At 58.0% G+C, this 12,172-nt stretch carries 8 protein-coding genes; 1 reads left to right on the top strand and 7 read right to left on the bottom strand.

Annotation, left to right across the window (positions count from 1 at the left end; all coding sequences use genetic code 11):
• The first annotated feature begins 5 nt into the window (after positions 1-5).
• Positions 6-434 (top strand): arsenate reductase ArsC, encoded by a 429-nt coding sequence (locus IPH10_07845; GenBank protein MBK6910829.1) that lies wholly within the window; start codon positions 6-8, stop codon positions 432-434.
• Here the strand turns inward: IPH10_07845 and dusB are convergent.
• The 7 genes from dusB to IPH10_07810 all read right to left on the bottom strand — a co-directional run bounded on the left by dusB (position 431) and on the right by IPH10_07810 (position 12,171).
• Positions 431-1,483: a tRNA dihydrouridine synthase DusB gene (dusB, locus tag IPH10_07840; GenBank protein ID MBK6910828.1), complete on the bottom strand. Its 1,053-nt coding sequence runs from the start codon at positions 1,481-1,483 to the stop codon at positions 431-433. The two genes, IPH10_07845 and dusB, sit on opposite strands and share 4 nt — an antisense overlap.
• 22 nt (positions 1,484-1,505) lie before the next feature.
• The gene (locus IPH10_07835) at positions 1,506-2,297 is read right to left on the bottom strand and encodes a methyltransferase domain-containing protein (GenBank protein MBK6910827.1); all 792 of its coding nucleotides are present in this window, start codon (positions 2,295-2,297) and stop codon (positions 1,506-1,508) included.
• Positions 2,298-2,302: 5 nt separating this feature from the next.
• Positions 2,303-3,967, bottom strand: a complete 1,665-nt coding sequence (locus tag IPH10_07830; protein ID MBK6910826.1) for a glycosyltransferase family 39 protein — start codon at positions 3,965-3,967, stop codon at positions 2,303-2,305.
• 152 nt (positions 3,968-4,119) lie between these two features.
• Entirely contained in the window at positions 4,120-6,849 is a 2,730-nt protein-coding gene (locus tag IPH10_07825; GenBank protein MBK6910825.1) for a hypothetical protein, read from the bottom strand.
• Positions 6,850-6,937: 88 nt separating this feature from the next.
• Positions 6,938-9,676, bottom strand: a complete 2,739-nt coding sequence (locus IPH10_07820) for a response regulator (GenBank protein ID MBK6910824.1) — start codon at positions 9,674-9,676, stop codon at positions 6,938-6,940.
• Positions 9,673-10,395 carry a hypothetical protein gene (locus tag IPH10_07815; GenBank protein ID MBK6910823.1) on the bottom strand — a complete coding sequence of 241 codons (723 nt, stop codon included), beginning with the start codon at positions 10,393-10,395 and terminating at the stop codon, positions 9,673-9,675. Before IPH10_07815 ends, IPH10_07820 begins: the two co-directional genes overlap by 4 nt.
• Before the next feature lie 105 nt (positions 10,396-10,500).
• The gene (locus IPH10_07810) at positions 10,501-12,171 is read right to left on the bottom strand and encodes a methylmalonyl-CoA mutase (GenBank protein MBK6910822.1); all 1,671 of its coding nucleotides are present in this window, start codon (positions 12,169-12,171) and stop codon (positions 10,501-10,503) included.
• Position 12,172: the final 1 nt, after the last annotated feature.

The following is a 12,172-nucleotide window of genomic DNA, read 5'->3' as shown; positions in this document are numbered from 1 at the left end:
CCAGCATGTCCAAACCCAAAGTCCTCATTCTGTGCACCGGCAATTCGATGCGCAGCCAAATGGCGGAAGGCCTACTCCGCCACGACCTCGGTCATCTCATTGACGTTTTTTCCGCCGGAACCCATCCGAGCTACGTTCACCCCAACAGCATCCAGACACTGGCGGAAATTGGCATTGATATTTCGAAGCACCGTTCCAAGAGCGTGCGCGAATTTATTGATCAGGACATTGATCTCGTGATCACGGTCTGCGACAGCGCGCGTGAGAACTGTCCCGTACTGCCCGGAGCGCGCAGTACGTGGCATCAACCCTATCCAGATCCGTTTCATATGCGGCCCGGCGACGATCCAGTCGAGATATTCGCCGCGCTCCGTGATCAGATGCGGGCGGAACTTGTCGTCATCGTGCGCGATCAACTCGGCCTGGTTGATTAACTCCACACGGGAGCATCGTCGAGCGCCGAAGCCGGACGCGCGACGGGAACATCAGGCAATGATCCGAGATAGGCGCGCATTTCAGACAGTACGGTATTCAGGTCATGCAGCTGCATCGCATTGGTTTTGAAGCGCGCGCAACCGTGCAAGCCTTTCACGTACGCGAGCAAATGTTTGCGAAACTCGAGCACTCCGCGCCGTTCGTCTCCGAAGAACTCGACAAGCCACAGTAGATGCTGCTCGGCGGCGGCCAAACGCTCGCCCGGAGTCGGCGCCGGGCAGTTCTCTCCATGGAGCAGCAGATGATCAATTTCGCGAAAGATGAAGGGATAGCCCATGGCGCTGCGGCCAATCATTACGGCGTCGCAGCCCGTTTGCTCCAGCAATGTGACGACGTCCTGAGCCGTGCGCACATCACCGTTGCCGACCACGGGTATCTTCACGCTTTGCTTCACTTCGCCGATCCATTCCCAGTGCGCACGGCCTTCGAAAAAATCATTGCGCGTGCGCGCATGAACGGTTACCCAGGCGGCGCCGGCCTGTTCCACGGCGCGCGCCACTTCGACGGCGTTTAGCGAGCGACGATCCCAGCCTGAACGCACTTTCACGGACACGGGAATGTCCACAGCTTTGACAGCAGCTTCCACGATGCGCGCCAACAATCCGACATCTTTCAACAGGGCGGCGCCGCCTTGATTCAAGATGATCTTCTTAACGGGACAGCCGAAGTTCAGATCCAAGCCGTCAGGATTCAAATCACGCAAGCGCGACGCGGCATCGGCCGCTTGTTCGGGCGAGGTCGCGAAATACTGAATGAAATACGGACGCTCCTCAGCGTGAAAACCCGCCATCTTGCGGGTTTTTTCATTCTTGCGGCGCACGCCTTCGCCAGAGAGCATTTCCGAGAACACCATGCCCGCACCGTAGCGCCGCGAAATGCGGCGCATCGCTGTGTCGGTCCACCCGGCCAACGGCGCAAGCAACACGGGCCGCTCGAGCGTGAGCGGTCCGAGCCGGGTGATCAGAGAACGTGTGGTGGCGTGCGCCATGGTAACAGTGAGTCGGCGACCGTTATTTCGGTTTGCGGGCCGACATGATCAGTTCCATAGAGAACCAATGCATCGGCTGCGGCGGCAAATACCATGCACCGTAGGATTCGATCTCTTTGAAACCCGTTGTCGTCAGGAGGGTGTTCAATTCAGGCACCGTGTAGCACCGCACGCCGTCCTTCTCGGGATTCTCGCCTTCCATGATAATCTCGCCTTCCGGAGTCGCGAGTTCCCATGATCCGCCGAGACGGCTGGTCTCGGGATCAAACTCCGCACGGTGAAGGAGCAAACCTTCATCGCATTCGAGCCATTCGGGTCCGAGGTGGTTGGACAGCGCATAGGGGTGCTGGCCGGTCAACAGCAGCTTGCCGCCGGGCTTGAGGGCGGCGTAGATGCGACGCAGCGTTTCGGCGTTTTCGGCGTCCGTGCCGAAACCGAAACTCATACCAAGCACAACGACGTGATCAAATGGTTCCGTTACGGAGAATGTCCGCATATCGCCGACTTCAAACGTTCCGGGCTGGTCATGCTTCTTCATGTGCTTCGCCGCATGACGAATCAAAACAGGCGTGATGTCAATACCATGCACTTTGGCGCCGCGTTCGGCGAGATACCGCGCCTGATAGCCGCCGCCGCAGCCGAGATCGAGCACGCGCTGGCCGCGCTTGATGCCCAGAACTTTCCAGCAGAATTCGACAACCTGCTGACTCTTCAAATCAGAGGCTTCGTCACTGCCGACGAGACGGATGCGCCAGAACTCGGCCCAGAAGTCGTCCCAGGTCTTGACGACGCGTTTGTATTGCTTTTTACTCATCTTGCTTAATTTCTCTTTGCAACCATTTTGATTGAACTGCTATTGCACCAAGGCAGCCACGTCCGAAACGGCTCTTCGCCGATGACGTCGTAGCCGTCAACCGGTCCGAAGGTCACAGCGTAGCGGTCGTCTATAACCCACCACCAACTCTTGTCCGGGCTGCGCTGATAGTCAGTGGCATAGGTATGCGTACCATTGAATTCGATGCCACCGTCAATTTGCATCGGTGAAATCTGCATACTCTCGCTCAGGCGGTCGAGCGCCGTCCAGCGCGCCCGGTTCCAGGCGTGGTAATCGTGTGTGCCCGCCACCGAGAACACGAAGAGCACGACCGCAAGGGCGACTGCGCCGCCGATTTGCCAACGACTTGATTGAACCGACGGAGCGCCGGTCGAGATCAGCAGCAGCAGAAGGATCGGCATCAGCGCGATTAAGAAACGGTCGAAGAAGCTCACGACGACAATCACGACCAGATAGGCGGCGCAGTAGAACAGGGCGAATAACTGAATCGGCGCGGCGTCCGCACGCTGCCGCCAGTTGCGATAGACCGTGACGACCGCGCCGATGATCTGATGCAGCAAAACACAGCTTGCCACGCAGGAAAACAGGGTGACGACCACCCACATCAGCGCCGGAGCATCCGCGTACACTTGTGTTCCACCCGGCAGAACGTCCATCAGGCGCGGCGGTCCTACTCCGAAATCATAGACGACGTTGCGCACAAGCGGCATCAGGCGCTGTCCTTGGACAAGCACTGCGACAACGAGTCCCATCCATGCCAAGGTTATTGCCTGACCCGTTCGCGTAAAACCTACGACGTCACGAAACGATCGCACCCGCAGGATCAAAAACGGAGAGAGGTACAGCCCCAACGTTAGCAGAAGGCCGACGGCACTGCGGGCAAAGTACAGGACAATCAGATGTATCGGGTCGGAAAAGCGACCGGCGGCTTGATCCACATAGACGCTGCGCAGATTGGGGAATCCAAAGACCGGAAAAAGCACCTGTTGATGCAGGGCATAGAGCGCCACGCAGAGTAGAAAGGGCAGACCGGCCCGGAGCAGATTTCGCACCGTGAAGCTGCGCGTGAAGATGTAAGCCGCGCCGAATGCTGCCGCGATCAAGACGGCAAACTGCCGCGCCATCATGGCAACCAGCAGCGCGACAAGGAACAGCACATAATCCGCCGCCCGATCCGACACCAGCGCGTTCACACAGAGCAGCGTCGCAAGCAGCGCGAACATGAGAAAGGGCACATCGGTCATGAACGTCAGACTCAGGCAGAAGAACACCGGATTGGCGAGCATGAGCGCCGTCGCCGTATTCACCTCGTCGCGCGTTCCGCCACGCTGCGTCAATAGCCGCGACATGAGCCAGATGGAAATGAGCGCGGCCATGACGGTCGAAAGGCGCAGCACGACGTGAGAAAAGCCGAAGGCTCTCGTGAAAACTGTGCCCCAGGCCACAACGCTCATGAGAGTCATCGAGGCCCAACCCTGCGCAACGTCTATGACGCCGCGATTGACCAGACCGTCCACGACACGGGCATAGCTCCAATCGTCGTTGAGCGGAAAATTGCCCCACGGTGCGACCAGCGCGATGCCGCACAGGAACAAGAGGATTTGGCCCCGCAAGCTGCCGAGAAATGTGCCGAGTCGGCCGGTCGTCATGCGGCTCGTTTGCCCGAGTTTCGTGTCTAAATCGAGTTTTCTTTGAATCTTAAAGATAGCGTCTTGGAAGCGATGATGCAAGCCGAGACGACAAGTCGATGGTCTTGCGACCTCGGGAGGGAAGGAGTGGCGGAGAGGGTGCGGCTTAATGTCTATTTGCGAGCGGGTTTTCCCGGATTAAATATTGGATATACAAGCAAATAACATGGATCCATGGTCTGGTACAACCGAGGGTCGAAGACGAATTGGCACTGGTCGCCGGGCACAGTTCCAACTATTGTCTGGCGGCGCCGGGCCAGATCACCCGTCGGGCTCCAGTGAACCTCGTAGCCCTGCGCACCTTTTAGGCGGTCCCATTCAATCACCTGTCCGTCCACGCGAGGCACAATGGCGCCGTCATATTGACCGGGCGAAACACCATCATTGCCCGCTGCCGGAGGCAGGGCGACGCTGAAGACGCGAGCCGGGGCATCGGGCGGCAGCTTACCGACCTGACCGCGGTGGTCGGTGGCGCTGAAGTAGTACTCAATGCTGGTGGCGTTCGCCGGGATCGCCAACGCGGAGCGGTAGCGGTTCAAACCAATCGCTGCGGGCGTGATCGTCGTCCACGCGCCCCCCGGGAGATAGCGGTACGACAGGGAACGCGCGGTGATCGAGGTCGCCTGGCTAATGCGGAACGAATCTGCCCAACACTCGACTTGCAGACGCATGCTATCGGGCCGGGCCGTGAAATTCAACGGGTCATGGACAAAGAAGGGGCCAAAGTTCCAGCCGAGTGCTGAGAAGTCGAGCAGTTTGTCGAAGACCGTGATGTCCCAGTCGTAGAATTGGAAGCCCTGACAATTTGGCGAGTGACGTGCGGCAATCGCGCCCTCAATCGCATCAGCGAAATTTGCGCTGCCGTAATAGGCCATCACGGCATTGTGACCATTGGCGTTGAAGAATGCGAAGGTCGAATCAAGGTTGCGACTATAGTCGCTCATCGCCATCATCTCCATTTGCGGCGCGAGCTGCTGGAGTGAGCCGACTGTCCAGGGTGAAGTTGTAATAGGATGACAGCGATTGTCGTCCACCCAGATGTCGAAGGCGTCGCCGTAAATGCGCACCGGTGCCCCGGGCCGCCGAGATTGAATCACGTCGTAGAGCTGATCGCAGTGCCAGCCGCACAACTGCCCGGGACTCATGCCGCGGCTGTTGCATAACGGATCATAGTTCGCCAGACTGACTTCGTTGATGTGAATCTTAAAGCCGTCAGGCGCAAGCGCTGAATCGAGATTGCGAATCTGTGATTGGTAATACTCAATCGGCTCGAGCAGGCTGAAGCAGACGGTCTCGCGGCCCGTCTGATAGATGATGGCCGTATAGTAGTTCACCGTCACCGCGCTTCCCACTGGAAGCTGACCACCACTCACACGCTGCAGCAGCGGCGTCCGGATGTAGCCCGGATACGGAGGGCTAACCTGATCCGTCACGGTGTAGTCCAGACCTTCATTCATCAGCACGTTGCCGGGCTGCTTGTACACCTGCAACGGCGTGTCGGCACGGCGCACCATGTTGACCAGTCCACGCGGCTCGATGGATACGTCGTCTATCCAAAGATTCCCGGAGCAGCCCACATCCGGCCCGAGCCAGAGGGACGCTGTATCGAGATTGAATGTCGAAAACTCACGTTCGATCAGAGTCCAACTCGCGGTGCCGGTCAGCGAAATACGTTGATTCTCAAAATGGTTGTTCACCGGCTCGTCGCCAAGCACGAGGAAGCGCAGCCTGCCGGTAAAGTTCTGCGTTTTGACCCAGAACTTCAACTTGAACAGCCGGTGGTCACCAAAGAACATGCGGTTGTGAATCGTGCGATCCCAATCATAACCGGCGTCCAGATTTGCCCACTTCACGGAGGCGACACCGGAATGGCGGTTGACGTTGTCACGTGAAATCGTGGAATAGCTTTCTGGCGGATGCATGGCCCACCCCGTCGGAACGTTGGCCGCCCAGGTCTCGAATCCACCGTTCGGGACGCTGGAGTTATAGGCGTTCGTCGTGAAACCGCTGCTGCCAACGGTCATCGCCTCATTCAATATGGGCACGCCCTCCTGCCAGCTCAAGTCCTGCACACGTAGCGCCGTGCGATCCACGCCCATGGTCAGGAACTGCGCCCGGCGAATGAACTTCGCTCGTAGTGCTAACGACGCCGTCATCGCGAAATTGCTGCGGACAGGATTGCCGCCGTCGGGGTCATTCCACTCGATTTCGTCCATCTTGTACGCGTAGGCCATATCGGCCAGCGAGTCCGCGTAGTCGTATTGATCTTGAATTCGGACGGACGAGTTGATTGTGCAAATACGCTTAGGAAAATCCGGCCAATCGCGTATGTAGACGCGCTCGAACGTGAAGACGCCGTTCACCTCGGCGATCAACTCCAACAGGCTCAGCAAGCCCCATTGCAGTCCAAGCTGGTCAAAGCCTGCCAAGTAGATGACGTTGCTGCCCACAAGAAGCTGGTACTCTTCCTGATGAGTGAGCACACCCAGCCCCGGCAATTGTGACGCGGACAGCGAATCTGTGAGACGTTGAAAGCGGTCCGCGGTGCCAATCCACAAGGAGACCTCTTCCCCGCTCCAATTCGATGCTGCCACGACCACCGGTGGCAAACCCATGACCATGGTAAGCTGCGCGACGAACTCATCCCGCACATTGGCCTCGGACGGAGTCGGATTGTCGGGCATGACCAGGTACAGGGCGCCGTCCACCAGCAGTGGCGATACGGCAACAGTACCCATCTGCTGCGGGCGAGGCTTAATCGAATAGAGTCCGGCCGTCGCATCAGACGCCACAGTGGCGAGAACGGCGAGCGCTATCCAACTGAATATATTTAGGTTTTTCACGTGCATTCGTAAGTTTGGCTTCCTTCTCAATCGTAAGCAATTGCACCCGAAATAGCAAGGGTTGCCCGGCGTTCCTGCAAATGCTCCGCTATGCGGTCGTAGGCGCTGGCAGCGCGGACTGAAGCGCGGCGCGAATCTCTTCTGGTCTGAAAGGTTTGGTAAGGTATCCCGTCATCCCAGCAGAATAGCAGGACTCACGGTCGCCGGGCAGTGCATTGGCCGTCAGAGCAATGATCGGGATTCCGGGACGGACGGCCTGAGCGCGGATCGCCTTGGAAGCGGTTAGTCCGTCAAGAATGGGCATTTGGATATCCATGAGAATCACGTCAAAAATGGCCTCCGTATGCCGCCGCACCGCCTCGGCGCCGTTGTTGGCGATCACGACCTCGCAACCCATTCGTTCGAGGATCCGCTGAGCAAGTTTCTGATTCACGGGATTATCTTCGGCCACCAGCACGCGCAGATGCAGTGCGTCGGCAATGGCTGCAGACGTCGCTACCCCTGCGTCGGAAGGCATTGAGTCAGGTGCCGTAGGCGTCAACGGGAATCGCATGGCGTCGCGCAATATAGAGAGGCGGTTAGGCACTTCGATGGCCGATGATAGAAGCGAATTCCCTTCAGTGGCGAGTTGCGCGCGGCGACCATGAGACGCGAGAATAACGACGCGCGCCCGCCGCGCGACCGGGTGCCGGGAAACCGCATCCGTCAACTGCCGCAGGTCCTCGTCCGCTACGCCGCTGCCGATCAACAGCCCGCCATGCTGCCCTGTCTCAACGAGCGCATCGAAGGCCCGCTGCCAGTCACTTACGACCGGAACCTCCGCACCTACCAGAAGCCGGTCGTAGCGCGCAAACCACGGACGAGGTTCGAGGATAACCCACTTTGTGTCGGACGGTTGCGGGGGCACGGGCAACGCTTCGACGCGCATTTCGTGAACCGTCGCCAAGGTGAATATGCTGCCCTCGCCCACGCGGCTTGTGACAGTAATGTCGCCGCCCATGATCTTGGCCAAACTGCTGCTGATCGACAGTCCGAGACCTGTGCCGCCGAACTGCCGCGATATCGAGGCGTCAGCTTGTGTGAAATTCTCGAAAATCAACTCCAACCGGTCCGCTTCGATACCGATGCCCGTGTCGCACACCTCGCACGAAAGATTGACCTGCTCGTTTATTACGGTCGCGCTTACGTGCACGAAGATGTAACCCTCTTGCGTGAACTTGAGCGCATTGCCGATTAAATTTGAAAGCACTTGCCGCAAGCGCGTAGGATCGCCCTTGATAAGTTCAGGAACGTCAGGCTCAACGTAGTATCCGATTTCGAGACCCTTCGCCGACGCTTGCAATGAGAAAAGCATGACAACGCTTTCCACCAGATCACGGATGCTCACGTCCACCTGTTCGAGCTTCATCTGCTTCGCCTCGATCTTGGACAAATCGAGAATGTCATTGATCAACGTCAGCAGGGAGTCTGCGCAGTCCTGTGCGGCGCGGGCGTACTCGCGTTGTTCAGCGGACAGCGGGTGCTCGGAGAGCAGCCGTGTAAAACCGACGATTCCATTCATCGGAGTACGAATCTCGTGCGACATATTCGCCAGGAAGTTGCTCTTGGCAACGCTGGCGGCCTCAGCCTCTTTGGCAAGCTGGTTAGCGCGGACTATCGCTTGTTCGAGCTGGCTGTTGATATGCTCAAGTTCTTGATGCGACTTCTCGATTTGCTCTTTGTGATCCCGCTGTTCGGTGATATCCACGAAGCCGCATAGGACGGCAGGATGGGCCTGCCAGAGAATTTCGCGGGTGGTCAAACTCGACCATTGATTGACCCTGCCGCGCCGCCGAACGCCAACCTCCCAGGCCTCGATTGCGTTTGCAGTTCGCACCGCTCGCTCGAGCAGGTAGCGGTCTCCGGCTTCAATCAGCAGGTCCCAAATTACCCCGCAATTCGGATCGGCGTCCGTCAGGCCAAAGTAGTCCTGAAAATTCCGATTCGTGTAAAGAAGCCCGCCAGACCATTCATCCACAACACAAATTGCGATCGGAGCGGCCTCGATAATCGTGCGGTTGCGGCCTTCGCTTTCCTCAAGCGCCCTGAGCATGTGGTTGAGCGAGACGGACAGCTCGCCGATCTCATCCGAAGACTGTACGGTTGAGATGACGTTCTGCTGTCCGGCGGCGCGCTGATTCATTGCCGAGCGAATCGCCGAAACAGGTTTCAGGATGTGCAGGTTCACCAACGAATAGGCCGTGACGACCAGCACGATCAGCGTGCCCAGCAGGAAGAGCAGCATGCGCGCAGTGTCTTCGAAGACCGCCTGCCGCGCTGACATCGTATTGAGCACGACGAGCACATAGTCCGGCCGCTCGCGCAATTCGGAAGCGAGGCCTACTCGTTTGACCATGCCGAATCGCCCATCGCTATAGAAGCGCATATCGTAGGCAATCCCGGCTCGGACCATGGCCGCGAGATGCTCAAGCGTCTCGTCGCTTTGTCCAGCTTGCGCCAGTGTCTTGCGAATCAAGGCGTTGCGGTTGCATGCGATGATGGTCTCAGTGTCGTGATCCACAACAACAATGCGGCTGACTTCGCGCTGTGAACTTAGGAGGTTCACGAAATTCACGAGTCCGGCATCGTCCACGGCGCGCGTACCGGCACGCAGCGAGGCAATGATCACGTCCGCACGCGACAACAACTGGTCATTCAACTGTCTTTGAAAGAGCTGACGCACGCCAAGGGCACCCGTAAGCGCTAGGATGAATCCGGCGACGACAATTGGGAAACCGAGCTTGAGCGCCAATGAGCGTTCGATTTGGTGAAAGACACGCCTAATCACCGAGCATGGTCTCCTGGAGATCCGGCATTCGGCATTAAGTCCGCGGCCAGACGAGTGGAGACTGCTGAAGTCAAGAAGAGCCGGCCCTGCCAATGGGCATTCATGTGCGAATAGGGACCGTCCCGGCTCAGGAGGGAATCCTGTGCCATGATGCTGAAGAGAGACCACGCTGCGATGTTACTGATGACGTCTTGCGGGGCGCTATGTTCCCGCTCAGCGACAATCTCAACACAGCTCGACATGTCGGAGACAGCTAAGAGCCGGGCGTGTTCATACGCCAATAGAACCCGCTGCCATTCGTCGCGACGCAGCATCAGTTTTGAACGATTCCCGATCAGAATCTCCTCGCCGGAGCAGTTCGCGGCTTTTGGGCAACTGTCTCGGGCAGCGCTATTGGAGGTGTCGGGAACCGCTAAGAGCATCAATACCCCGGAACCATCGGTCGGACTGTGCCGGGACATAAACTCCTCGAATGACACGACCGCTGCATCGCAATTCCCTTCGTCAAAACACTCCCACGATTCGCAGCATGTATTCAGTTCTGCCAGTTCGACGTCCACACCGTACTTCTCAAACATGCCAAGCTCCTGCGCCAGATACAGCACGGACGAGCCCGGCGAATGCGCGATCGCGATTCGCAGGGCCGACTTGCCTGGCGGTATGCAGCTTGTGATGACAAGACAGCACGCTATAGCGGTTGATAAGACAATTCGAAGCACGAATGAGGTACCTTTTTCAAGGGAACCTGCAAACTCAGTTCCAGCGCAAAAAGATAGGGCAGGCTGTGCCAGCCTGCCCCATAAGAACCGCGTTTTGCCCGTGGATCAGAATGCTACGGGCTCTTCGTACTCGGAATAAACTTCTTTCAGCGTGTCCACCATTTCGCCCAGGGTGCAATAGGCATGCGCACCCGCGATCAGGTGCGGCATCAGGTTCAGGTCCTTGTCGGCCGCGAGTTTGATATTGTCGAGGCACTCTTGCACCGCCCGGCCATCCCGCCGGCGGCGGAGGGCATTCAGCTTGTTTACCTGCTGCGTGCGACACTGTTCCTCCGAAATATCAAGGATCGGAATATCAATCTGCTCGTCGGCATGCACATAGCGGTTGACCCCGACGAGGACGCGTTCGCCTTTGTCGAATTCTGATTGATAGACTTGCGCGGCCCGGGCCAATTCCCGCTGGAAAAAGCCACCTTCGATGGCCGCAACGACACCGCCCATGGCGTCAATGCGATCAAAATACTGGTTGGCACCGTCTTCCATTTTGTCGGTCATCCACTCCACGAAGTAGCTGCCGCCTAACGGGTCTATCGGCGCACCGGCGAGGACCTCGTGCTTGAGAACCTGCTGCGTCCGCATGGCTAAGGTCACGGCCTTTTCGCTCGGAAGCGCGAGCGTCTCGTCCATGGAGTTCGTGTGCAGGCTCTGAGTGCCGCCCAACACGGCCGCCAGGGCCTCGGTGGCGGTACGAATCAGGTTAACTTCCGGTTGTTGCGCTTGCAAACTGCAACCCGCAGTTTGAGTATGGAAACGGCAAAGGAGCGAACGTTCGTTCTGTGCACCGTACTTTTCCTTCATCCGCTGGGCCCAAATTCGGCGGGCGGCGCGAAATTTCCCAATCTCTTCGAAGAAGTCCAGATGGGAGTTGAAAAAGTGCGACAGCCGCGGGGCGAACTCGTCCACCGCGAGCCCGCGCTCCAACGCGGCTTCAACATACGTAAATCCGTCCGCCAACGTAAACGCCAATTCCTGGATGGCCGTCGAACCAGCCTCGCGGATGTGGTAGCCGGAAATCGAGACCGGGTTGAATTTCGGCATTTCGCGCGTCGCGAATTCAATGGTATCCACCACCAGTTTCAACGATGGCTTTGGCGGGTAGATGAATTCCTTCTGAGCGATATACTCTTTCAGAATATCGTTCTGCAGCGTTCCGCCCAGCTCCGACCGTTTCCAGCCCTGCTTCTCGGCGGCCGCGATATAAAAGGCCCAGATGATCGCGGCCGGGGCGTTGATCGTCATGGATGTCGTGATCTGGCCTAACGGGATGTCCTTAAACAGAATCTCCGCATCTTCCAGCGAAGCCACCGAAACACCGCACTTTCCAACCTCACCGAGCGACCACTCCGAGTCCGGGTCCCGACCCATTAAGGTCGGCAGATCAAAAGCCACCGATAGGCCGTCGCCGCCCTGTTCGAGAATGTAGCGGTAACGCTGGTTGGTCTCTTCTGGAGTGGCAAATCCGCTAAATTGGCGCATGGTCCACCACTTACCACGGTACATGCTGGCATGGACGCCGCGAGTATAGGGATACTGACCCGGAAAACCGAGCTTGGACATGTACTGCTCAGCCTGTGACGGATCCTCCGTCCATGACAGAGGAGGTATCTCCATGCTCGAAGTCGTCACGAACTTCCGGCCGTTACCCGGTCCACCTTTGCCCGAGAAGTCGGCCTCCCAGCGGCGGCGGGCAGCCAGCAATTTTTCCAGCGGTGTCATG

This window comes from bacterium (assembly GCA_016702305.1).
Classification (GTDB): domain Bacteria; phylum Electryoneota; class RPQS01; order RPQS01; family RPQS01; genus JABWCQ01.
Note: the sequence above shows the minus strand (reverse complement) of the source record. Positions and strands in the feature narration are given on the sequence as shown.

Bases quoted from the DNA above. Each gene is read 5' to 3' on its own strand.
- IPH10_07845 (MBK6910829.1), top strand. From the start codon at position 6: ATGTCCAAACCCAAAGTCCTCATTCTGTGCACCGGCAATTCGATGCGC.
- dusB (MBK6910828.1), bottom strand. From the start codon at position 1,483: ATGGCGCACGCCACCACACGTTCTCTGATCACCCGGCTCGGACCGCTC.
- IPH10_07835 (MBK6910827.1), bottom strand. From the start codon at position 2,297: ATGAGTAAAAAGCAATACAAACGCGTCGTCAAGACCTGGGACGACTTC.
- IPH10_07830 (MBK6910826.1), bottom strand. From the start codon at position 3,967: ATGACGACCGGCCGACTCGGCACATTTCTCGGCAGCTTGCGGGGCCAA.
- IPH10_07810 (MBK6910822.1), bottom strand. From the start codon at position 12,171: ATGACACCGCTGGAAAAATTGCTGGCTGCCCGCCGCCGCTGGGAGGCC.